At 62.1% G+C, this 22,725-nt stretch carries 21 protein-coding genes and 1 pseudogene; 15 read left to right on the top strand and 7 right to left on the bottom strand.

Annotated elements, in window-relative coordinates:
• Positions 1-298 precede the first annotated feature (298 nt).
• From ttcA to NVV94_RS20395, 7 genes are all read left to right on the top strand, one after another.
• Entirely contained in the window at positions 299-1,126 is an 828-nt protein-coding gene (gene ttcA, locus NVV94_RS20425; RefSeq protein ID WP_258444181.1) for a tRNA 2-thiocytidine(32) synthetase TtcA, read from the top strand.
• A 161-nt stretch (positions 1,127-1,287) separates the two neighbouring features.
• Complete coding sequence (locus NVV94_RS20420) at positions 1,288-1,902, top strand: CDP-alcohol phosphatidyltransferase family protein (protein WP_258444180.1); 615 nt, start codon at positions 1,288-1,290, stop codon at positions 1,900-1,902.
• Between the two features lie 14 nt (positions 1,903-1,916).
• Positions 1,917-3,671, top strand: a complete 1,755-nt coding sequence (locus NVV94_RS20415) for a bifunctional alpha/beta hydrolase/class I SAM-dependent methyltransferase (protein ID WP_258444179.1) — start codon at positions 1,917-1,919, stop codon at positions 3,669-3,671.
• A complete protein-coding gene (locus NVV94_RS20410; RefSeq protein WP_258444178.1) occupies positions 3,668-5,035 on the top strand; it encodes a phosphatase PAP2/dual specificity phosphatase family protein in 1,368 nt (455 codons plus the stop codon). Before NVV94_RS20415 ends, NVV94_RS20410 begins: the two co-directional genes overlap by 4 nt.
• A complete protein-coding gene (locus NVV94_RS20405) occupies positions 5,025-5,468 on the top strand; it encodes a hypothetical protein (protein ID WP_258444177.1) in 444 nt (147 codons plus the stop codon). Before NVV94_RS20410 ends, NVV94_RS20405 begins: the two co-directional genes overlap by 11 nt.
• A gap of 22 nt (positions 5,469-5,490) precedes the next feature.
• Complete coding sequence (locus tag NVV94_RS20400; RefSeq protein ID WP_258444176.1) at positions 5,491-6,111, top strand: 1-acyl-sn-glycerol-3-phosphate acyltransferase; 621 nt, start codon at positions 5,491-5,493, stop codon at positions 6,109-6,111.
• Complete coding sequence (locus NVV94_RS20395; RefSeq protein ID WP_258444175.1) at positions 6,111-7,043, top strand: phosphatidate cytidylyltransferase; 933 nt, start codon at positions 6,111-6,113, stop codon at positions 7,041-7,043. Before NVV94_RS20400 ends, NVV94_RS20395 begins: the two co-directional genes overlap by 1 nt.
• 10 nt (positions 7,044-7,053) lie before the next feature.
• Here the strand turns inward: NVV94_RS20395 and NVV94_RS20390 are convergent, their stop codons facing one another.
• Genes NVV94_RS20390 through arsC form a run of 4 tightly spaced genes read right to left on the bottom strand, consistent with a single transcriptional unit; the run spans position 7,054 to position 9,107 of the window.
• Entirely contained in the window at positions 7,054-7,725 is a 672-nt protein-coding gene (locus NVV94_RS20390) for a DNA-3-methyladenine glycosylase I (protein ID WP_258444174.1), read from the bottom strand.
• A 17-nt stretch (positions 7,726-7,742) separates the two neighbouring features.
• Positions 7,743-8,159: a DUF2069 domain-containing protein gene (locus tag NVV94_RS20385; RefSeq protein WP_258444173.1), complete on the bottom strand. Its 417-nt coding sequence runs from the start codon at positions 8,157-8,159 to the stop codon at positions 7,743-7,745.
• On the bottom strand, positions 8,152-8,757 hold the full coding sequence (gene wrbA / locus NVV94_RS20380) for an NAD(P)H:quinone oxidoreductase (protein ID WP_258444172.1): 606 nt from the start codon (positions 8,755-8,757) through the stop codon (positions 8,152-8,154). The genes NVV94_RS20385 and wrbA overlap by 8 nt, the downstream gene beginning before the upstream one ends.
• On the bottom strand, positions 8,754-9,107 hold the full coding sequence (arsC, locus tag NVV94_RS20375; protein ID WP_258444171.1) for an arsenate reductase (glutaredoxin): 354 nt from the start codon (positions 9,105-9,107) through the stop codon (positions 8,754-8,756). The genes wrbA and arsC overlap by 4 nt, the downstream gene beginning before the upstream one ends.
• A 125-nt stretch (positions 9,108-9,232) precedes the next feature.
• Here arsC and NVV94_RS20370 point away from each other — a divergent pair, with 125 nt between their 5' ends.
• Positions 9,233-9,697 (top strand): TlpA disulfide reductase family protein, encoded by a 465-nt coding sequence (locus tag NVV94_RS20370; RefSeq protein ID WP_258444170.1) that lies wholly within the window; start codon positions 9,233-9,235, stop codon positions 9,695-9,697.
• A gap of 108 nt (positions 9,698-9,805) precedes the next feature.
• Here the strand turns inward: NVV94_RS20370 and NVV94_RS20365 are convergent, their stop codons facing one another.
• The 3 genes from NVV94_RS20365 to NVV94_RS20355 form a co-directional block, all read right to left on the bottom strand.
• Complete coding sequence (locus NVV94_RS20365; RefSeq protein ID WP_258444169.1) at positions 9,806-10,228, bottom strand: META domain-containing protein; 423 nt, start codon at positions 10,226-10,228, stop codon at positions 9,806-9,808.
• On the bottom strand, positions 10,207-10,644 hold the full coding sequence (locus NVV94_RS20360) for a hypothetical protein (RefSeq protein ID WP_258444168.1): 438 nt from the start codon (positions 10,642-10,644) through the stop codon (positions 10,207-10,209). Before NVV94_RS20360 ends, NVV94_RS20365 begins: the two co-directional genes overlap by 22 nt.
• Positions 10,645-10,812: 168 nt before the next feature.
• The gene (locus tag NVV94_RS20355; RefSeq protein WP_258444167.1) at positions 10,813-13,566 is read right to left on the bottom strand and encodes a response regulator; all 2,754 of its coding nucleotides are present in this window, start codon (positions 13,564-13,566) and stop codon (positions 10,813-10,815) included.
• Positions 13,567-13,729: 163 nt separating this feature from the next.
• On the opposite strand from NVV94_RS20355, the gene NVV94_RS20350 reads away from it, so the two are divergent.
• The 7 genes and pseudogenes from NVV94_RS20350 (at position 13,730) to NVV94_RS20320 (ending at position 22,708) form a co-directional block, all read left to right on the top strand.
• Complete coding sequence (locus NVV94_RS20350; RefSeq protein WP_258444166.1) at positions 13,730-14,449, top strand: response regulator transcription factor; 720 nt, start codon at positions 13,730-13,732, stop codon at positions 14,447-14,449.
• A 155-nt stretch (positions 14,450-14,604) separates the two neighbouring features.
• Positions 14,605-15,507 (top strand): cysteine synthase CysM, encoded by a 903-nt coding sequence (gene cysM / locus NVV94_RS20345; RefSeq protein WP_258444165.1) that lies wholly within the window; start codon positions 14,605-14,607, stop codon positions 15,505-15,507.
• Complete coding sequence (gene rlmD / locus NVV94_RS20340; RefSeq protein ID WP_258444164.1) at positions 15,507-16,859, top strand: 23S rRNA (uracil(1939)-C(5))-methyltransferase RlmD; 1,353 nt, start codon at positions 15,507-15,509, stop codon at positions 16,857-16,859. Before cysM ends, rlmD begins: the two co-directional genes overlap by 1 nt.
• A 111-nt stretch (positions 16,860-16,970) precedes the next feature.
• Positions 16,971-19,214 carry a GTP diphosphokinase gene (gene relA / locus NVV94_RS20335; RefSeq protein WP_258444163.1) on the top strand — a complete coding sequence of 748 codons (2,244 nt, stop codon included), beginning with the start codon at positions 16,971-16,973 and terminating at the stop codon, positions 19,212-19,214.
• A gap of 98 nt (positions 19,215-19,312) precedes the next feature.
• Positions 19,313-20,146 (top strand): nucleoside triphosphate pyrophosphohydrolase, encoded by an 834-nt coding sequence (mazG, locus tag NVV94_RS20330; protein ID WP_258444162.1) that lies wholly within the window; start codon positions 19,313-19,315, stop codon positions 20,144-20,146.
• A 25-nt stretch (positions 20,147-20,171) separates the two neighbouring features.
• The gene (locus NVV94_RS20325) at positions 20,172-20,711 is read left to right on the top strand and encodes a DUF2058 domain-containing protein (protein WP_258444161.1); all 540 of its coding nucleotides are present in this window, start codon (positions 20,172-20,174) and stop codon (positions 20,709-20,711) included.
• Between the two features lie 342 nt (positions 20,712-21,053).
• A pseudogene (locus NVV94_RS20320) lies at positions 21,054-22,708 on the top strand (ShlB/FhaC/HecB family hemolysin secretion/activation protein).
• The last annotated feature ends 17 nt before the right edge of the window (positions 22,709-22,725 follow it).

Below are 22,725 nucleotides of genomic sequence, written 5' to 3'. Positions count from 1 at the left end.
TGTTGCCATCGCCCCCCAATGGAGCGCTAACGGCCAACAGGCCGAAGTAAGGAACGGACCAGACTATTGTGTTTGGTCGTAAGCCCAGTATAGGAAAGTAGTTCGCGGTAAATACTCGTGCTTTTAGAGCAAATCGTGCTGTCAAAAGTCTCTGTAAGCACCTTGTAATCTTTGCCGGCCGTCGTCAGGGCCCATTACAGGTCAGTTGTCCGGTGCTGTGGCGAGGGCCTTCGCCCCGGCGCGGTTTGTGCGTAAAATAGTCGGCTTTTCGTCACACACCTTGCGGATTTCAAGCGCTATGGGCACTCTTTCGGTCAACCAGAACAAACTGCAGAAACGCCTTCGTCGTCTGGCCGGCGAAGCCGTCACCGACTTCAACATGATCGAGGACGGCGACAAGGTCATGGTCTGCCTGTCGGGCGGCAAAGACAGCTACACCATGCTCGATGTTCTGCTGCACCTGCAGAAAGTGGCGCCGATCAAGTTCGAAATCGTCGCGGTGAACATGGACCAGAAGCAGCCTGGCTTCCCCGAGCATGTGCTGCCGGCCTACCTCAAGGAGCTGGGCATCGAGTACCACATCGTCGAGAAAGACACCTACTCGGTGGTCAAGGAGCTGATCCCGGAAGGCAAGACTACCTGCTCGCTGTGCTCGCGACTGCGGCGTGGCACGCTGTACACCTTCGCCGACGAAATCGGCGCGACCAAGATGGCCCTGGGGCATCACCGTGACGACATCGTCGAGACTTTCTTCCTCAACATGTTCTTCAACGGCTCACTCAAGGCAATGCCACCGAAACTGCGCGCCGACGACGGCCGCAACGTGGTCATCCGCCCGCTGGCGTATTGCTCCGAGAAGGACATCCAGGCCTATTCGGACTTCAAGCAGTTCCCGATCATCCCGTGCAACCTCTGTGGCTCCCAGGAAAACCTGCAGCGCCAGGTGGTCAAGGACATGCTGGTGGAGTGGGAACGCAAGTCGCCTGGCCGTACCGAGAGCATCTTCCGTGGCTTGCAGAACGTGGTGCCGTCGCAGCTTGCCGACCGCAACCTGTTCGACTTCGTCAACCTGCGCATCGACGAAAGCGCGACGCCGCGTTTTCTCGACGTGTTGAACATCGGCTGATCGCGCGACCTGCCACCTCGTAAAATTTTGATTGGAAATGCCCCGTAGATGAGTCAGCCGGGAGGGCGTGATTGCACCATACTGCAGTCGCGTCATTTCGGCAGGGGAGTGCTGGCACTCCTTATGGTCACTCTCATGGATTCGGGCAGGACTGATCGACCTTGACTTCCATCTATCAACTCAAGCCACGCTTTCAGAATCTGCTGCGCCCCCTGGTCCGACGCTGGTTCGAGCGCGGTGTCACGGCCAATCAGGTGACGGTTGGCGCCTGCCTCGGCTCTGTGCTGGTGGGCTGGCTGGTTGCCGTGTTTGCCTACACCGCCTGGGTGTTCGCGCTCATTCCCCTGTGGATGCTGCTGCGCATGGCGTTCAATGCCATCGATGGCATGCTGGCGTGTGAGTTCGACCAGCAATCGCGGCTCGGCGCCTACCTCAACGAACTGACCGACGTCATCGCCGACGCGGCTCTGATCCTGCCCTTTGCCTTTATTGCCGGCGTCAGCCCCTGGCCGGTTGCCGGGGTCATCCTGCTGGCCATCCTCTGTGAATACACCGGCGTGCTGGGGCCGATGGTGGGCGCATCGAGGCGCTACGACGGCCCCATGGGCAAGAGTGACCGCGCCTTTTGCCTGGGCTTGCTGGGCGCTGCCGTGGCCATTGGCTGGGTCACTGCCTTGTGGATCGAGGTGGTGTTACTGGTGATGTGCGCATTGTTGCTCTACACCCTATTCAATCGTGTCCGTCAGGGCCTGGCCGAAGCGGCAGGCAACCAGTAAGGGGGAGAAGCAGGATGCGCGAAGGCCAGGACTGCCGGTTCACCACCCACGACGGCGTAGCGTTGTTCTATCGGCACTGGCTCGCGAGCGACCTCGAGCCTGCACAACGGCGCGGTGTGGTGTTGTTTCATCGGGGCCACGAACATTCCGGGCGCATTGCCCATCTGGTCGATGAGCTGGATCTGCCCGAAGTCGACTTCTTTGCCTGGGACGCTCGCGGACATGGGCAATCACCCGGTGCACGCGGTGACAGCCCGAGTTTTGCCTGCAGCGTGCGCGATGTGCAGACCTTCATCGATCACCTGCACGCACAACATGGCCTTGCCCAGGAGCAACTGGCGGTGATCGCGCAAAGCGTTGGCGCGGTGCTGGTCGCAACCTGGGCCCATGACTACGCGCCGAGCATTCGCGCATTGGTGCTGGCCTCGCCGGCATTCAAGGTCAAGCTCTACGTTCCGTTCGCTCGCCCAGGCCTTGGCTTGATGCGCAAGCTGCGCGGCAATTTTTTCGTCAACAGCTATGTGAAGGCCGGGTTTCTCAGCCATGACCCGCAGCGCATCGCTTCTTACGACAGCGACCCGTTGATTACCAAGGCCATTTCGGTGAATGTGTTGCTGGGCCTGTATGAAGCCGCGGAGCGGGTGGTGGCCGATGCCGAGGCGATCCGGGTTCCGACGCAGCTGCTGATTTCCGGTGCGGATTTCGTGGTCCACCGCGGCCCGCAGGAGCGCTTCTTCGAGCGCCTGGGAACCTTGCGCAAAGAGAAACACATCCTGCCGGGGTTCTTTCACGATACCCTCGGCGAGCGCGACCGCCATATCGCTGTCGCACGGGCCCGACGTTTCATCCTGCAGAATTTCGAACAGCCACTGCCCCTGCCTGCCTTGCTCGATGCCGATCGCACCGGGGCTACCTGCGCCGAGGCCGAAACCCTGGCGGCACCATTGCCGCGCAACTCATTGCGCGACCTGTACTGGCGCGCGACCCGCGCCGGCATGCGCCTGGGCAGCCGGGTTTCGGCCGGGGTAAAACTGGGCTTCGAAACCGGGTTCGACTCCGGCAGCACCCTGGATTACGTCTACCGCAACCAGCCCTCCGGGCATACGGCGGTCGGCAGAATGATCGATCAGAACTACCTGCAGTCGATCGGCTGGCGCGGCATTCGCCAGCGCAAGCTGCATGTCGAAGAGTTGTTGCGCCTGGCCATGGCCCGGTTGCGCGAACAGGGCAGGGCGGTGCACATCGTCGACATCGCCGCGGGTCATGGTCGCTACATCCTCGAGGCGTTGCAGGGTGTCGGGGCGTTGCCGGAGTCGATCCTGCTGCGCGACTACAGCGATATCAACGTCCGTGACGGCAATGCGCTCATCGAGGAGAAGGGTCTCGGGCATATCGCCCGCTTCGTCAAGAGCGATGCCTTCGATCGGGCCGACCTGGCCTTGCTCTCGCCCAGGCCGACGGTTGCCGTGGTCTCGGGCTTGTATGAATTGTTCGCAGACAACCAGCAAGTCGGCCAATCCCTGGCCGGGCTGGGTGATGCCTGCGAGCCGGGCGGCTATCTGATCTACACCGGGCAACCCTGGCACCCGCAACTGGAACTGATCGCCCGGGCCTTGACCAGCCATCGCGAAGGGCAAGCCTGGGTGATGCGTCGGCGCAGTCAGGCCGAGATGGATCAACTGGTGCAGGCGGCAGGCTTTCGCAAGATCACCCAGCGCATCGATGAGTGGGGTATCTTCAGCGTGTCCCTGGCCCAGCGGATCGAATGATGAACGCGCCAGCACGGGGCCGGGAGCCTGGCCTGTGGAAACGCGCCGTGCTCTGGCTGTTGCTGTTGGCACCGTTCTTTTTTGCCAGTTACGGCTTCGCCACCTGGTACACGGCCCGGCGCCCGGAAGTACCCAGCCTGGTGTTCGGCTGGGAGACGCAGATACCGTTCTGGGCCTGGACCATCGTGCCGTATTGGTCGATCGACCTGCTGTACGGGTTTTCCCTGCTGCTGTGCCTGACCCGTCTAGAACTCAATCGTCACGCGTTGCGGCTGCTCAGCGCCCAGCTGATCGCGGTCAGTTGCTTCCTGCTCTGGCCGTTGCGTTTTACCTTCGAACGACCGGAAATGAGCGGCGTATTCGGCTGGTTGTTCGCGGTGCTGGCCGGGTTCGACAAGCCCTTCAACCAGGCGCCGTCCTTGCACATCGCCTTGCTGGTGGTGCTGTGGGTCTGCTACAGCCGGCATAGCCAGGGGTTCTGGCACGCGCTGGTGCACCTCTGGTTTGCCTTGATCGGCGTGTCGGTGCTGACCACCTGGCAACATCATTTCATCGACCTGCCGACAGGCGTGCTGGCAGGCTGGTTCTGCGTCTGGCTCTGGCCGGATGATCGGCCCGGCCCCTTGCTTTGCGGTCGCCTGGCCCGCGACCCCAAACGCCTGCGCCTGGCACTGTATTATGGGCTCGGCACCATGCTGTGCAGCCTGCCTGCGTTTGCGCTGGGTGGGGGCTGGCTCTGGCTGTTGTGGCCAGGGGTGGCACTGGCGATGGTCGCCTTCAACTATCTCTACTTTGGTGCTTCGGGCTTTCAGAAACAGGCTGATGGCCGGTTGAGCGCCGCGGTCACCTGGTTGCTCGCGCCTTATCTGGCGACGGCCTGGCTCAATTCACGGTTTTGGACTCGTCGCAAGCCGCAGCCCGATCAAGTCTGCACCGATGTCTGGCTGGGGCCTATTCTCACACGGCGAACCTTGCGCGCCAGCCCTTTCAAGGCCGTCGTCGACCTGTGCGCAGAACTGCCGCTCGATGCCCGCGGCTACCCTTATCGCTCGATTGCCCTGCTGGACCTGTGTGCACCCAGCGCCGAAAGCTGCCTGCAGGCGGCAGAGGCCATCGAAACCTTGCGTACAGAAGGGTCGCTGCTGGTGTGTTGTGCGCTGGGCTATTCGCGCAGCGCGACGGCGGTCGTTGCCTGGCTCCTGCACAGCGGGCGGGCGGCCAGTGTCGAGCAGGCCATCGCCCTGGTGGCGGCGGCCCGGCCAGGAATCGTCCTGCGCCAGGCGCATCATCAGGCACTGGAGGCTATGCTGCAGCTCACCGCAGCAGCGGCCCCGTCACCTTTGAAGGATGTTCATGCCCACTGAAATGGAGTTGAGGATTGTGGCCGCGTTGCTGCGCCGTGGCCGAGCGCTGGATCTGCTGTCCCAGGCATTGATGCTATCGGCACTGGCGTTTGGCCTGGCGCAGCTGCTAATGAGCGCTATCTTTCCTTTTTACCTGGCATTGGTGGCAGTCGTGGTGCTGTTGGGGCTCTGGCAGCTTTACTGGGCACTGAGGGTTGGCCTGGATGCCGAGCTGTTCGAGCGGATGGCTGCCGATGCCGTGCATCTGGCTGAACGCACCGAGGCACTGGACCAGGCGCTGGCAAGGCTGCAGTTGCAACCGGCTGCGCGAGCGGGGCGACCCTGGCTCGAGCGTCAGCAGGGAGCGCTGCGACTGTTGTGGTACCAGGTTGGGCTGGTTTGTGCGCAAGTGTTGGTGCTGTTGGCCGGCATCCTGGTTTTTCCTTGGCTTTGAAGCAAAAAATAAAGGCGCATACATGTTCGAATCCTTGGTTGCTCTGGGTATCACTGCTGCTGCGCGAACCATCACCGGCGCGCGCAGCCTCTGGCTTGGCAGCACCCCGCAAGCCGTGCAGCGGATCTACTATGCCAACCACAGCAGCCACGGCGATTTCGTGTTGCTCTGGGCCTCGCTACCGCCGGCGCTGCGGCGCATGACGCGGCCGGTGGCGGGGGCCGATTACTGGCAGAAAAGCCCGATCCGCCGCTACGTGATCAGCCGGGTGTTCTATGGCGTGCTGATCGATCGCGAGCATAAGGATCCGTCCTACGACCCTCTGGTGCCCATGACTGACGCGCTGGAGGCGGGGAATTCGCTGATCATCTTTCCCGAGGGCACGCGCAATCCGGAGGATGGCTTGCTGCCATTCAAGAGCGGTATCTATCACCTGGCCTGGCGCTATCGGCAGGTCGAGCTGATTCCGGTGTGGATCGCCAACCTCAATAGGGTCATGCCCAAGGGCCGGGTGTTGCCATTGCCCCTGTTGTGTACCACCAGTTTCGGCGCGCCCTTGCAACTGGAGCCAGGTGAAAGCAAGGAAGACTTTCTCTTTCGCAGCCGAGAAGCGCTGCTGGCCCTCGACCCCGAGCAGCATTAATGGATAAGCAGACACTGATGTTGTTCGCCGGTATCGGCGCGATCCTGGTCCTGGCATCGCTGGTTGGCCGGGTGCTCAAGTGGCGTTCGGGCGATACCCCCAACGCGGTCATCGACAATCTCAATGCCCGGATCAATGCCTGGTGGGTGATGGTCGTGGTCATCGGCATCGCTTTCTGGCTGGGGCATTGGGCGGTGATCCTGTTGTTTTATGCCGTGTCGTTTTATGCCCTGCGCGAGTTCCTGACCCTCACCCCGACTCGTCGCAGCGACTACCCGGCGCTGGTGGCGGCCTTTTACCTGGCGTTGCCGTTGCAATACCTGTTGATCGCGGCGGACTGGTACGGGTTGTTTTCGATCTTCATCCCGGTCTACGTCTTTTTGCTGTTGCCGATCCTGGCGTCGATGGGCGGGGACAGTACGAACTTTCTCGAGCGCACGTCGAAGGTGCAGTGGGGACTGATGATCGCGGTGTTCTGCGTGTCCTTCGTGCCAGCCTTGCTGACCCTGGACATCGCCGGCTTCGAGGGCCGCAACCTGTTGTTGATTGCCTATCTGGTGATTGTGGTGCAGCTCTCGGATGTATTGCAGTACGTCTGTGGCAAGCTGTTCGGCAAGCGCAAGATCGCCCCTGAACTGTCACCGTCCAAGACCGTTGAGGGTTTCGTCGGTGGCATCGCGCTGGCTTCGCTGATTGGCGGGTGCCTGTGGTTCATTACCCCGTTCAGCTTCTGGCAATCGCTGTTTATCGCATTGCTGATCAATCTGCTGGGCTTTGCCGGTGGCATTGTCATGTCCGCGATCAAGCGCGATCGCGGGGTAAAGGATTGGGGGCACATGATCGAAGGCCATGGCGGCATGCTCGATCGGCTGGATTCGGTCTGTTTTGCCGCACCGATCTTTTTTCACCTGGTGCGCTACTGGTGGGTCTGAGCCGGTCGGGTCAATGGTTGACCGTGAACGCCAGCATGGTCGAGAGCTGACACAGCGGCCGACCGCTCTGGGCATGCCACTGGTTGAAGACCTCTTGCACCCGGGCCCGGTCGCGCTGGCTGGTGGGCACTTTGTCGATGATCTTTTGCGCGTTGAGCGCGGCGACCATATCGTCGGTCGGGATGAAGGTGTCCTTGCCGATCATGCGCAGGAACCGTGGGGCCGAGAGCCCACCCATTTGATTGCCGTGCTTGGCCAGGTATTGCCAGAGCCCGACGATATCGGTGACTGGCCACGCCGCGATGAACGCGCCGAAGCTGCCATGCTCGGCGGCCACGTCGAGGATCATCTGGGCATTGCGCGGCACGCTCTTGAGCTTGCCCAGGTGACGGATGATGCGCTCGTCGTGCATCAGCCGCTCCAGGTGTTCGGCGCCCATCAGTACGACCTTTTCCGGGTCGAAACCAAAGAATACCTGCTCGAACGCCGGCCATTTGGCATCGACCAGGCTGTGCTTCAGGCCAGCGCGAAAGACCCTGAGCGCGAGCATGGACAGGTAGCGGTCGGCGCTGATGTCGCGCAGGGCCGCGTCTGTGCGGGGCACCGGCAGCCGAGCCTCGAGTGCTGCCGCTGAACCGAAGCGGTTCAGGCAGTATTCATACATCCATTTGTAGTCTTGCATGCCCGCTCCCGTTGTCGTTATGCCAGGCCTTCGCCGGCCAGCTTGCGGTCGTGCTGGAACTTCCAGCGCACGTACAGCAGCGCACTGACGAACAGCGCCAGGCTGAGCAGCACTTCCAACCAGCCGAAAATCGAACGTGACGGATCGAACGCCGCCAGTACGCCCTTGATGAAATACAGGTTGACCACGAAGCAGGCCCAGGCGTGGGCGCGGGCATTGCCGAGCACGATGCCGGGCAGGAGCAAGGCCAGCGGTACCAGTTCGATGGCCAGGATCACGCCGGTGCGGGCGCCATGCAGGTCGGCGAACAGCAGGTTGTTGGCGGTCAACAACAGGATCAGGGCAAAGAAGCAGGCCAGGCTCAGCGCCCGGCTGATGCGCAGGCGCGGCGCCAGCCACTCCAGGGAGGGGAGGATTTTCGGCTTTTTAGCCACGCGTGTTCTCCAGCAGTTTGGCGGTAGTGGCCAGGCGTTGGCCGAGGGCGCGGCACAGCGCGATTTCGTGTTCGTCCAGGCTGCGTTTGCCGTCAGCCCCGGCGTGGTGGCTGGCGCCGTAAGGCGTGCCGCCGCCACGGGTGTCGAGCAGCGCCGACTCGCTGTAGGGCAAGCCCATGATCAGCATGCCGTGGTGCATCAGGGGCAACAGCATCGACAGCAGGGTCGATTCCTGGCCGCCATGCAGGCTGGCGGTGGAGGTAAACGCCGCCGCCGGTTTGCCGACCAGGCCGCCACTGAGCCAGAGGCTGCTGGTGCCGTCGACGAAGTACTTGAGCGGCGCCGCCATGTTGCCGAAGCGGGTCGGGCTGCCCAGGGCCAGGCCAGAACAATGGCGCAGGTCATCCAGGCTGGCATACAGCGCACCCTGTTCCGGGATGTCCGGGGCGACCGCTTCACACTCTGTCGAGATGGCCGGCACCGTGCGCACGCGCGCTTCGAGCCCGGCCAGCTCGACGCCCCGGGCAATCTGCCGGGCCATTTCACTGGTCGAGCCATGCCGGCTGTAATACAGAACAAGGATGTAGGGGCTGCTCACGCCAGGATCTCCAGCACTTTCTCTGGCGGGCGACCGATCACGGCCTTGTCGCCGACGACCAGGATCGGCCGTTCGATCAGCTTCGGATGAGTGACCATGGCCGCGATCAGTTGCGCTTCGCTCAGCGCGGGGTTGGCCAGATCAAGGCTTTTGTATTCGTCTTCGCCGGTGCGCAGCAGTTGGCGGGCACCGATGCCGAGCTTGCCCAGCAGGCTTTGCAGGGTGGCGGCGTCTGGCGGGGTTTCCAGGTATCGAACCACGGTGGGGGTCAGGCCACGCGCTTCGAGCAGCTCCAGCGCGCCACGGGATTTCGAGCAGCGCGGGTTGTGATAAAGCGTCAAGTCGGTCATGTTCGAGTCGCATCTTGCGTAAGGTGGCGGCTATTCTAACCATGCTGGAGCCGTGTCTGAACCGTACGAGGTCATTGCTCGCAGCTAAATTGCATTTTGCATGCATCCACCAGAAGGATTGACCCATGACAAGGCGTTTCGCGGCAGCATTGGCCATTACTGCGAGCCTGTTGCTTGGCGGTTGTGGCGCAGATTACGGACTCGACCAGCATGGACAGACGGTTGCCGCCGAGCGCCTGGACAACCGCTGGGTGGTGGTCAACTACTGGGCTGAATGGTGCGGCCCGTGCCGTACGGAAATCCCTGAACTCAATGCCTTGGCCAAGCAGTGGGAGGATAAGGGGGTGACGGTGGTGGGCGTCAATTTCGATTCCTTGCGGGGCGAGGAGCTGAAAAAGGCCAGCGAGGCGCTGGGTATCAGCTTCACCGTGCTGGCCGATGACCCGGGCGAGCGCCTGGATCTGCCGAGAAGCGAGGCGTTGCCGGTGACCTACATCATCGATGACAAGGGCAAGATTCGCGACCAGTTGCTCGGTGAGCAGACGGCGGCGGGGTTGTCGGCGAAGTTGACGGCGTTGAAGGGGGCCTAGACTGACCCGGCCGGCCTCATCGCGGGCAAGCCACCACAGGGTATGTGTCGTGCACCGGACCTTTGTGGGAGCTGGCTTGCCAGCGATGGGGGCGCCACTGCTATCGGATCAGCCTTCTTCCGGCCAGAACCGCAGCGGCTTGCCCTGCGCCGGCCAGAACCGCACCTGCTCGATCGGCGAGATATCCCAGCGCTGCACGGTTTCCAGCGCCTTGAGGAAACGCTGCTCCTGCTCCATCAACGCCGGTGCGCAGATCTTGCGGGTGCTGCCGACCTTGCCGAAGGTCAGGCTGTTGCCTTGCAGCGTGTAGGGTGCGAACCAATGGTTGCAGCCGGCATTGCCATAGGCGCGGCCGTCTTCGGCCAGGGTCAGGGTCAAGTGGCTGTAGTCCATCAGCGGGCGTTCGCCGATCCATTCCAGCACGTAGCTGCGTTCCTGCTCCAGTTTCATCGGCTCTGCGGCGCAGCCCAGCAAGGTGCTGCCCAGCAAACCGATCAACAGCGTGGGTTTCACTGGCTCTTCTCCCGACATTTCGGGCACTGGTGTTTCTCACCCTGTGTAGTCCAGCCCAGCTCGGCAATGCGCGCGACGGCAGCAGGCTTTTGCGCCTTGCTGCCGAGCTTGGCATCCACGGCGAACTCGAAATCCAGTTCGGTCTGGCAGCTGTCGCAGTTGACCTGCCACTGATGGATCGCAAGCTCGGCGAAGACCGGGCCGCGAGCGACCGCGACCCATTGGCCCGGCGGGTTGATCAGATGACGGACCTTTTCCACGGTCAGGCGCATGGACAACGTCTTGCTGCCCTTGAGCGTGACCAGCAGAACGTCGTCATGGTGGATCGAACCGCCGTTGCCGGTGACTTGATAGCGTCCCGGTGCCAGGGCGCGGCATTCGATCAGGGTGTGATGCGGGTTGAGCAGGCTGTAGCGAAAATCGTGTTCGACCATGGGTCCTCCAAATCTGCGCGATATGCTAGCACGCTCGCCTGTTCAACCCTCGACCAGATTCTGTGGTTTGCCTACCGCCCAGCGGGCAATGTTGTCCAGCGTAGTGCTGGCGATGGCGCCCAGGGTTTCGCAGCGCGCCACGCCCGGTATGCCTGCGCTTGCTACAGGTCAGGCGCTGACGCGCGCCTGCGACGCCAGGCGGGTGATGGCCTGGTCCAGTTCGTCGAGGGCCGCGTGGGCGTCCGGATCGTCTTGCTTGAGCAGGGTTTCACTGCGCTGGCAGGCCGCCCGCAGTTGCGGCACGCCGCAATAGCGTGTGGCGCCATGGAGGCGATGGACGCGCTCGATGGTGGCGGTTCGGTCGCGCGCTTCGCGGGCGGCACGGATGGCTTCACGGTCGGCATCCAGCGAGGCCAGCAACATCGCCAGCATGTCGGTCGCCAGGTCGAACTTGCCGGCGGCCAGGCGCAGGCCTTCTTCCGGATCGAGCACCGGCAACTCGGTTTGCAGTGCCACCGATTCGCTTGCGCGCTCATTGCGTTGACTGCGCAGGGCCAGGCCGGTCCATTTCAGCACGACCTGGGCCAGTTGCCGCTCGCTGATAGGTTTGGTCAGGTAGTCGTCCATGCCGCTTTGCAGCAGGGAACGCTTTTCGTTGGCCATGGCGTGGGCGGTCAGCGCCACGATCGGCAGCGCCGCACCGGGCTGGCTGCTCTCCCAGAGGCGGATCTTTTCGGTGGTTTCGCGGCCATCCATGCCAGGCATCTGCACGTCCATCAACACCAGGTCGAAGCTTTCATTCTGCACGGCCTTGATGGCGTTGTAGCCGCTGTCGACGGCCAGGACCTTGGCGCCCATGTCTTCGAGCAGCGTCTGCACCAGCAGCAGGTTGGCCGGGTTGTCGTCGACGCAGAGTACCTGGGGCATACGGTTGAGCGAAGGTTCGCTGTTCTGGCTGGCGACGCGCCGGGGGTTGATCAGCTCGACCAGGCTGCGCCGCAGCTTGCGGGTACAGGCGGGCTTGGCCTGCAACTGGCTGTGGGCATTGGGTACCCAGGGGTGGAACAGCGACTGTTCGGTGGTGGGGCATAACACCAATACCTGGCAGCCAATCTGCTCCAGCTCACGGATATGGTGGCCGAGGCGTTCGGGCGGCATGTCGTAGACAGTGACACCGAGCACTGCCAGGTCGATGGGGCTTGCAGCCGCACGCGCGGCCATGACGCCCTTGTGCAATTTATCGAGGGAGGAAAATGCGCTGACTTCCAGGCCGCAGTCTTCCAGTTGGTGTTGCAAAGCCTGGCAGGCCAGTTCATGGCCATCGACGATTGCGATGCGTCGGCCGCGCAGGGGCGCAGTGGGCAGGTCGTCATCATCGTCACGCGCCTTGGGCAGGCTCAGGCTGATCCAGAATTGCGAACCCTCGCCCGGCGTGCTGTCGACACCGATCTCGCCGCCCATCTGTTCGATCAAGCGCTTGGAGATCACCAGTCCCAGGCCGGTGCCGCCCGGTTGCCGGGACAAGGAATTGTCGGCCTGGCTGAACGCCTGAAACAGCGCCCGGACATCCTGGGTGGACAAGCCGATGCCCGTGTCCTGCACGCTGATGCGCAGCTGGACGCTGTCCTCGTTCTCCTCTTCGAGCATGGCCCGGACCACAATGGTGCCTTCGCGGGTGAACTTGATCGCGTTGCTGACCAGGTTGGTCAGAATCTGCTTGAGCCGCAGCGGGTCGCCGATCAGCGACAGGGGCGTGTCCCGATACACCAGGCTGACCAGCTCCAGCTGTTTGGCATGGGCGGCAGGGGCGAGGATGGTCAGGGTGTCCTGCAACAAGTCGCGCAAATTGAACGGAATGCTGTCGAGCACCAGTTTGCCGGCCTCGATCTTGGAGAAGTCGAGGATCTCGTTGATGATTCCCAGCAGACTGTCGGCGGACTTTTCGATGGTATTGAGATAGTCGAGCTGGCGCGGCGTCAGTTCGCCCTTCTGCAACAGATGGGTAAAACCGAGGATGCCATTGAGCGGCGTGCGGATCTCATGGCTCATGTTGGCGAGGAATTCCGACTTGATGCGGCTGGCCTCCAGGGCCTCCTTGCGTGCCAGGTCCAGTTCGATGTTCTGGATCTCGATGGTTTCGAGGTTCTGGCGCACGTCTTCAGTGGCCTGGTCGATGCTGTGCTGCAGTTCTTCCTGGGCGTTTTGCAGGGTGCCGGCCATGCGGTTGATGCCGGCCGCCAGTTCGTCGAGTTCGTAGCTGCCGAGCGCGGGCAGGCGTTTTTCCAGGTTGCCGTCCTTGAACTGGGTGACGGCTTCCTTGATCTGACTGATCGGCCCGTTGATCGAACGGCTCATGCGCAGGGCCAGCAGGGCTGTGCCGGCCAGGCCGAAACTGATCAGCAGCAGGCTGGCAAACAGGCTGCGATAGCCGCGAAGCAGGGTGCCGTCGTGGGACAGTTCCAGTTCGACCCAGCCGAGCAGGCGGTCGGTTTCCTCGGGCACCGTTTCGCCGGCCAGGTCGCGGTGATGACCGAACACCGGCAAGAGGTAACGGGTCGCGTCACTGCCGCTGCGTTGCAGCAGGTGCATCAGGTCGCCGGTCGGTGGCTGGTTGAGCATGCTCGGGCCGGCATGGGCCAGCCCGCGCCGATCGGGCGTCAGGAACGAGACGGCGCGCACGTCCGGTTGGTCCAGCGCCTGGGAGGCAATGCGCTCCAGTAGCGGGGCATCCTTGCGGACCAGGGCCGGGGCCACCAGCGGCGCCAGTTGCTCGGCGATCATTTCGCCGCGTTTCAACAGTTGGGTTTGCAATTCCATTTGCTGCAGCCAGGTGAAGTAGCCGCCCAGGACCAGTGCCATCAGGCTGGCCGGCACCAAGGCGAGCACCAGCACGCGGCCTTTGATACCCAGTTTATTTAGCACGCCACTCTCCTGCACCCCACAACGTCCGAATTCCCGCGCGCGGGCCATGCCGGAAAACTACCGCGACTGAGAGGCTAATGCACTCGACTTTTTGTCGGCTTGAGTTGCCGCAGAGGGCGCTTATCCTGAATAATCAACGATTGAGAATTACTAGCATAAGCCAATGACTCCCGTATCGGTTAGCACACCAAACATCCTTGCCATCGAAGACGACCCAGTGCTTGGCGCTAATGTGCACGAGCAACTGGGGCGCTGTGGTTTCCAGGTCACCTGGTGCCGGAATGGCCGCGAGGGGCTGGATATCGCCCGGCGCGAGCATTTCGACGTGGTGCTGATGGATATCCTGCTGCCGGGCATGAATGGTCTGGACGTGCTGGCGCACCTGCGTGAGCGCAGTGCAACGCCGGTGATCCTGATGTCGGCGCTGGGGGCAGAAGCCGATCGCATCACCGGCTTCAAGCGCGGTGCCGATGATTACCTGCCCAAGCCTTTCAGTATGGCCGAGCTGCATGTGCGCGTTGAGGCGATCCTGCGCCGGGTGGCGCTCGAGCGGCGTCATGGACAGCCATCGCGCGAGGAGGCCGCGGGCTTGAACTTTGATGAGCAGGCCTGCGACGTCAGCCATGAAAAGCAATGGGCCGGTCTTACGCCCAGCGAATACCGCCTGCTGGAGACCCTCCATCGCAGCAGCGAAGAGGTACTGAGCAAACCCTTCCTTTATCAGCAGGTGTTGCAACGCGGCTATGTCCAGCATGACCGTAGCCTGGACATGCATGTCAGCCAGATTCGCCGCAAGCTCAAGGCCATCGGGTACCACGAGCGGCAAGTGCGTACCGTCTGGGGCAAGGGCTACGTCCTGAGCGCCGCCGAACAGGACGGCTGAGGTACCTGGCAAGCATTCTCTGTTCTGCAAACTCGCCGTGCTGCTGGTGGCGAGGCTTATAGCGTTCAGCCATAAGCGCCACACTTTGCGTGATATGGACTCGCGGCATTTGCCGGTATGATAGACCCCCCCGCAGTCCGGATTGCGAATACGCCATGACCCTGCAGTACCCAACCATCGCCGATTGCGTCGGCAACACGCCACTGGTCCGCCTGCAACGCCTGGCCGGTGACAGCAGCAACACCATCCTTCTCAAGCTCGAAGGCAACAACCCGGCAGGTTCGGTCAAGGACCGCCCGGCGTTGTCGATGATCAGCCGCGCCGAAGCGCGCGGGCAGATCAAGCCGGGCGACACCCTGATCGAAGCGACTTCGGGCAATACCGGGATCGCCTTGGCCATGGCGGCGGCGATCAAGGGCTACAAGATGATCCTGATCATGCCGGACAACTCCAGCGCCGAGCGCAAGGCGGCGATGACCGCCTATGGCGCCGAGCTGATCCTGGTCAGCAAGGAAGAAGGCATGGAAGGCGCTCGCGACCTGGCCGAGCGGATGCTGGCAGAAGGGCGCGGCAAGGTGCTCGACCAGTTCGGCAACATCGACAACCCCGAGGCGCACTACCTCGGTACCGGCCCGGAAATCTGGCGCCAGACCGAAGGCACCATTACCCATTTCGTCAGCTCCATGGGCACCACCGGGACCATCATGGGCGTCTCGCGTTACCTCAAGGAGCAGAACCCGGCGGTGCAGATCGTCGGCCTGCAACCGATGGAAGGCTCGGCCATTCCGGGTATCCGCCGCTGGCCGGAGGAATACCTGCCGAAGATTTTCGATGCCGCCCGCGTTGACCGCGTGATGGACATGGCCCAGGCCGAAGCCGAAGACGTGATGCGTCGCCTGGCGCGCGAAGAAGGCATCTTCTGCGGCGTGTCCTCCGGTGGTGCAGTGGCGGGGGCCTTGCGCCTGTCGCGCGAAGTGGAAAATGCAGTGATCGTTGCGATCATTTGCGACCGTGGCGACCGTTACCTGTCGACCGGCATTTTCGATGCGACCAACTGATGGCCAAGCGTAATGCCGGCCTGCGCTTCCAGCCTGCGGGCGGTAGCCGGGCACCGCAGATTCCCACGGGCAAGAAGCAGCGCCTTACCATCGAACGGCTCGCCAACGATGGGCGCGGCATTGCCTTCCTCGAGGGGCGTACCTGGTTCGTCGTCGGCGCACTGGCCGGCGAAGAGATCGAGGCGCGGGTGCTCAATGCCCACGCAAAAGTGGTCGAGGCACGCGTAGAGCGTATTTTCCAGGCCAGTGCCATGCGCCGGCCCGCACCCTGCCCACATGCCGGCACCTGCGGTGGCTGCAGCGTGCAGCACCTTGCTCATGCCGATCAGCTTGCCCTGAAACAGCGCATGCTCGCCGAGCAATTGGCGCGAGTGGCCGGTATCGAGCCGCAGGAGTGGGCTGCGCCGCTGGTGGGTCCCGAGTTCGGCTATCGCCGCCGGGCCCGGGTCGCCGTGCGTTGGGACGCCAAGGCGAAAAAGCTCGATGTCGGATTCCGTGCCGCAGCCAGCCAGGACATCGTCGGCATCGATGACTGCATGGTCCTGGTACAACCCTTGCGACCCATCATGCAACAGTTGCCGGCCATGTTGCGCCGCTTCAGCAAACCCCAGGTATTGGGGCATGTGGAACTGTTCAGTGGTACATCCCTGGCTGTGCTCGTTCGGCACACCGCGCCATTGGCCGACGCTGACCGACGCGTGCTCGAAGCGTTTTGCGACGAGCATTCGGCCCAGCTGTGGCTGCATGGCGAAGGCGAGCCGCAACCGGCCGATCCGGACCAGGCGCTGGGGTTTGCGCTGGAGCCATGGCGCCTGGAACTTGCGTATCGGCCGGGGGACTTCGTTCAGGTCAATGCCGCGGTCAATACCGCCATGATCGCCCAAGCCCTGGAGTGGCTGGCACCCAAGGCCGACGAGCGAGTGCTGGATCTGTTCTGTGGCCTGGGCAACTTCGCCTTGCCATTGGCGCAACAGGCGCGCGAAGTGGTGGCGGTCGAAGGGGTGGCAACCATGGTGCAGCGTGCAGCGGCGAATGCTGCCAGCAATAATTTGCATAATATTCAGTTTTTTCACACCGATTTATCGCAGCCTTTGCTAGCGTCAGGCTGGGCCGCTCAAGGCTTTTCTGCGGTACTCTTGGATCCACCACGCGATGGTGCTTTCGAAGTAGTGCGCAAGATTTCCACCCTGGGTGCCAAACGATTGGTGTATGTGTCCTGCAACCCGGCAACTTTGGCCCGCGACGCGGTCGAATTGTTGAGGCAGGGATACCGGTTAAAACGTGCCGGAATTCTCGATATGTTTCCGCAGACAGCGCATGTCGAGGCGATGGCGTTATTTGAAGCGAGCTAGGAAGCTCGTCTAATCCGACTGGCGCGTGAACGCATACCCCTGCCGGCCCAGCAGGGGTAAAGCCAGCGACTGTAGGCGCAGCGTAAAAGCGCCGTAGGGAAGGTAAGCAAGATGGTACAGGTGAGAGCACACCAGCCGATCAACACCGACGGCAGTATCAATCTCGATGCATGGCTCGATCATGTTGTGAGCGTCGATCTGGCGCTGGACCGGGAAGCCCTGAAAGCGGCCTGCGAGTACGCTCAGCAAGTCGAGAAGCAAGGCAACACGGCGAAGCATTCCTGGGCCGACGGGACTTCGAGTTTTCAGGCAGGCCTGGAAATCGCAGAGATCCTCGCCGACCTCAAGCTCGATCAGGATTCCCTGGTCGCCGCGGTCATTTACCGTTCCGTGCGCGAAGGCAAGGTCACCCTGGCCGAGGTCACCCAGCGTTTCGGTTCGGTGGTCGCCAAGCTGATCGACGGCGTGCTGCGCATGGCCGCCATCAGCGCCAGTCTCAGCCCGCGTCAATCGCTGGTGCTGGGTTCTCAGGCGCAGGTGGAAAACCTGCGCAAGATGCTGGTGGCCATGGTCGACGACGTTCGCGTGGCCTTGATCAAGCTGGCCGAGCGCACCTGTGCGATTCGCGCCGTGAAAAGCGCCGACGACGAGAAACGTCATCGGGTAGCCCGTGAGGTCTTCGATATCTACGCGCCATTGGCGCACCGTTTGGGTATCGGTCATATCAAGTGGGAACTGGAGGACCTGTCCTTCCGTTACCTGGAGCCCGAGCAGTACAAACAGATCGCCAAGTTGCTGCACGAGCGGCGGCTGGATCGCGAGCGCTTCATTTCCGAGGTCATGACCCAGCTGCAGAACGAGTTGCTGGAGACCGGCGTCAAGGCCGATATCAGCGGCCGGGCCAAGCACATCTATTCGATCTGGCGAAAAATGCAGCGCAAGGGCCTGGAGTTCAGCCAGATCTACGACGTGCGCGCGGTGCGTGTGTTGGTGCCGGAGATGCGCGACTGCTACACCGCGCTCGGGATCGTTCACACCCTCTGGCGGCACATCCCCAAAGAGTTCGACGACTACATCGCCAACCCCAAGGAAAACGGCTATCGCTCACTGCACACCGCCGTGATCGGTCCCGAGGGCAAGGTGCTGGAAGTGCAGATCCGTACCCATGCCATGCACGAAGAGGCGGAGCTGGGGGTTTGCGCGCATTGGAAATACAAGGGCACCGACGTCAAGTCCAGTTCCAATCACTACGAAGAGAAGATTTCCTGGCTGCGTCAGGTTCTCGAGTGGCACGAAGAACTCGGCGATATCGGCGGCCTGGCCGAGCAGTTGCGCATCGACATCGAGCCGGACCGGGTCTACGTGTTCACCCCGGACGGGCATGCCATCGACCTGCCCAAGGGGGCGACGCCGCTGGACTTCGCCTATCGGGTGCATACCGAAGTCGGCCACAACTGCCGCGGTGCCAAGATCAACGGGCGTATCGTGCCGTTGAACTACAGCCTGCAGACTGGCGAACAGGTCGAGATCATCACCAGCAAGCACGGCCACCCGAGTCGTGACTGGTTGAACTCCAACCTGGGCTACGTCACCACCTCGCGGGCGCGGGCCAAGATCGTTCACTGGTTCAAGCTGCAGGCGCGTGATCAGAACGTTGCCGCCGGCAAGACCCTGCTCGAGCGCGAACTCAATCGCCTGGGCCTGCCGCAGGTTGATTTCGAGCGGCTGGCGGAAAAGGCCAACCTCAAGACCGTCGAGGACATGTTCGCCTCCCTCGGTGCGGGCGACCTGCGCCTGGCGCACCTGGTCAACGCGGCGCAACAACTGGTCGAGCCGGAGCGTGGCAACGAGCAACTGGAACTGATCCCGCGCAAGGCCACCGGTTACAAGCCGGGCAAGCGAGGCGATATCCAGATCCAGGGCGTCGGCAACCTCATGACGCAGATGGCCGGCTGCTGCCAGCCGCTGCCGGGCGATGCCATCGTCGGCTACATCACCCAGGGGCGTGGGGTAAGCATCCACCGCCAGGACTGTGCCTCGGTGCTGCAATTGTCCGGGCGTGAGCCGGAACGGATCATCCAGGTCAGTTGGGGGCCGGTGCCGGTGCTCACTTATCCCGTGGACATCGTGATCCGTGCCTACGACCGCTCGGGGCTGTTGCGTGACGTCTCCCAGGTCTTGCTCAACGAGCGGATCAACGTGCTGGCGGTCAACACCCGCTCGAACAAGGAAGACAACACGGCGCTGATGTCGCTGACGATCGAGATTCCGGGGCTCGATGCATTGGGCCGGTTGCTGGGGCGCATTTCCCAGTTGCCGAACATCATCGAGACCCGGCGTAATCGTACGCCTTGAGATCGAATCGCTGGCAAGCCAGCTCCTACATGGGTACGCGGTCCCTGTAGGAGCTGGCTTGCCAGCGATGGGGCCGTCCAATCAAAGAGAGATGTTGGATGTATAAACTCGAAGACCTGCTCCACCTGATGGCCTGCCTGCGCGACCCGCAGTTCGGCTGCCCGTGGGACCTCAAGCAAGACTACGCCAGCATCGTGCCCCACACCCTGGAGGAGGCCTACGAGGTCGCCGACGCCATCGAGCGCGGCGATCTTGAGCATTTGCAGGGCGAGTTGGGCGATCTCTTGTTCCAGGTGGTCTACTACAGCCAGCTGGCGCAGGAGGAAGGCCGCTTTGAATTCGCCGGCGTTGTCGATAGCATCACCCGCAAGCTGATCCGTCGCCATCCGCACGTGTTCCCTACCGGTGAGCTGTATGCCCCGGCCGATACCCCGCGGCTGGACGAAGCCCAGGTCAAGCAGCGCTGGGAAGAAATCAAGGCCGAGGAGCGCGCGCTAAAGGCGTCGGAGCCTGAGCAGCTGTCCTTGCTCGACGACGTGCCGGTGGCGCTGCCGGCCTTGTCGCGCGCAGCCAAGTTGCAAAAGCGCACGGCGCAGGTCGGTTTCGACTGGCCGGATGCCTTGCCGGTGCTGGATAAGGTACGTGAAGAGCTCGATGAAGTGCTCGAAGCCATGGCCGATAACGATGGCCAGGCCATCGCCGAGGAAGTCGGCGACCTGTTGTTTGTGGTGGTCAATCTGGCTCGCCACTTGAAAGTCGACCCGGAAACCGCGCTGCGTGGTGCCAGTACCAAGTTCGAAAGACGCTTCCGTTTTATCGAACAGGCATTGCGCGACACCCAGCGTCCCATAGAAGATTGCACCCTCGAAGATTTGGACGCTCTGTGGGGCGAAGCCAAACGTCAGGAAAAGAACCAGCCCAGCTGTGGCTGAGCCGTTGCATAAGTGAGTGAGCACCATGAGCCTTTCCCTACGTGACCAATTGCTGAAAGCCGGTCTGGTCAACCAAAAGCAGGTCAAGCAGGTCAGCAAAGAGAAACAGAAGCAAAAGCGCCTGGAGCACAAAGGCCAGGTCGAAGTCGATGACTCCCAGCAGCGTGCGGCCCAGGAGGCCATGGCTGAAAAGGCCAGGCGCGACCAGGAGCTCAACCGCCAGCAGCAGGAAAAGGCCGAGCAGAAGGCTCGTGCCGCACAGATCAAGCAACTGATCGAAGTGTCGCGCCTGCCGAAGCTGGCCACCGAGGACTACTACAACTTCGTTGACGACAAGAAGGTCAAGCGCCTGTCGGTCAACAGCCTGATGCGCAGCAAGCTCAGCAGCGGTTCGCTGGCGATCGTGCACCATGGTGGCGGTTATGAAGTGATTCCCCGTGAAGCGGCAGTGAAGATCCAGGAACGCGACCCACGTCGTATCGTCCTGCTCAACACCTCGACCGAAGCGCCGGATGCGGATGATCCGTATGCGGCCTATCAGATCCCTGATGACCTGATGTGGTAAACAACAAACCCCGCTCAAGCGCAATGCTGTTCAGTTAAGGAAAAACGCCGCGTACCCAGTTTGGGATAGCGGCGTTTTTTCTGGCTTACACCGTAGGTCGGCAGTCCAAAAACTATCTAGCTGCGGCTTAAGTGAACAGCATTGCCGCTCAAGCGGGGTTTCAGATTGCTGACAAACTTGTGGGAGCGGCCCTGGCCGCGAAAAAAAGCGGCTCCGAACCTTTCGCGAGCTTCCAAGCCGATTCTCCAGATAAATGGTAGTTCATTCGATTGACGTCAGAATGATGGCAATCTAACATGGTGCCACTATATTGATATCATTCGTCGTGTCGAGGGATCGAACATGTACCCACCCGCCCTCGTGGCGAGGTTGTGCTTGGCTTTGCTGTGTCTAAGTCCGCTGAACCTGGCCCACGCCGCCCCCATTCCCACCCCCGGTGAACAAGACCTGATCCGCGACCGCCAGGATCGACTCCTCGAAGAACAGCGCCGACGTCTCGAAGAACTCAAGGAACTACCCGGCAAAGAAGCTGCGCCCACAGCACCCACAGCCCCTGCCGATACCCGCTGTTTCCCCATCAAAGACATTGAGCTCAAGGGCGCGGACAGCCTGTCTGCCGCTGAGCGCGAGCGTTTGCTCAAACCCTATATCGGCCAGTGCCTGGGCGTGACTCAGCTCAACGAATTGCTCAAGGTCATCACCGATCACTACATCGAGAAAGGCCTGGTGACTAGCCGCGCCTATCTGCCGCAACAGGATCTATCCAGTGGCCACCTGAGGGTGTTGGTGGTTGAGGGCAAGCTCGAAGGCTTGAAGGGCGTGGACGGCAGCCAGCTGTCGGACCGTGAACTGGCGATGGCTTTTCCCGGCAAGACCGGTGATTTGCTCAACCTGCGCGAGATCGAACAACTGGTCGATCAACTGAACCGTCTGCCGTCGAATCAGGCACAGATGGAATTGGTCCCTGGCAAAGCCGTCGGCGGTAGCGAAGTGCTGGTCAAAAACACCCCGCAAAAGCCCTGGCGCACGGGCTTGTCGCGCAGCAACGACGGCCAGCGCAGCACCGGTGAACAGCAGTGGGGCACCACCCTGGATTGGGATAGCCCGCTGGGCCTGGCCGATCAGTTGATGCTGCGTGGCGGTCACGATGCGATGACCGATCACCAGCACACCTCCAACAATGCCATGCTCTATTACAATCTGCCGTGGGGTTGGTGGAACTTCAGTTACACCTACAGCCAGAGTGAATACCGCTCCCAGGCGCAGGCCAACGGCTTCAACTTCAAGCAGACCGGCGACAGCCAGAACCATCAGCTGCGCGCCGAGGGGGTGATCCACCGCGACGCCATGAGCAAGACCTCCCTCAGCGCCGGCCTGGCCTACCTGCGCACCAACAACTTCATCGAAGACAGCAAGCTGGCGCTGAGCAGCAATCGCCTCAGCGAAGCGCAGTTCGGCATCAATTGAACGGCTGCAAGTAGCTCACGGTGGCGGTGTATTTGCGGTAGCGCGCGTCCGGCTCGCCGGGGCCTGGATCGCCGTTGCCCTGGACGTCGAACGCGCCGATGCCTTGGGGCGAGTCGTTCAGCTTCAGCAGCCTGATGGCCGGCCAGCGCAGCGAAGACGTGTTGTTCAGCCCGCAACGCACCAGCCTTGGCGGGCAGTCGTCGATCCGCGGTTACAAGGATCAATCCTTGTCCGGCGACAGCGGCGGCTACTGGCGCACCGACTTGCGCTGGAGCCGTCCGGTGACTCTGGAATGGCTGCGCCCCGCGTTCGCCGAATATGGCACCAGCCTCGGTTACGACCAGGGTGTGATTCGCGGCGACCGCTTCAACGGCGAGCAACACGGGCGCATGTCCAGTAACTCGGTCGAGCTGTTCGCCCGTGGCCAGCACCTGGCCGCCAGCGTGACCTTTGCCCATTCCCTGGAACGACCGGATGCGCTGACCGAGCGCGAAGCGCCGATTTACTTCCGTATGGACCTGTTCATTTAATTTTCGCTTTCCCGAGA

The sequence above is a fragment of the Pseudomonas sp. LS1212 genome, from assembly GCF_024741815.1.
In the GTDB taxonomy this organism is placed as follows: domain Bacteria; phylum Pseudomonadota; class Gammaproteobacteria; order Pseudomonadales; family Pseudomonadaceae; genus Aquipseudomonas.
The sequence above is the reverse complement of the archived record's forward strand: the minus strand, read 5'-3'. Positions and strand labels throughout refer to the sequence as shown.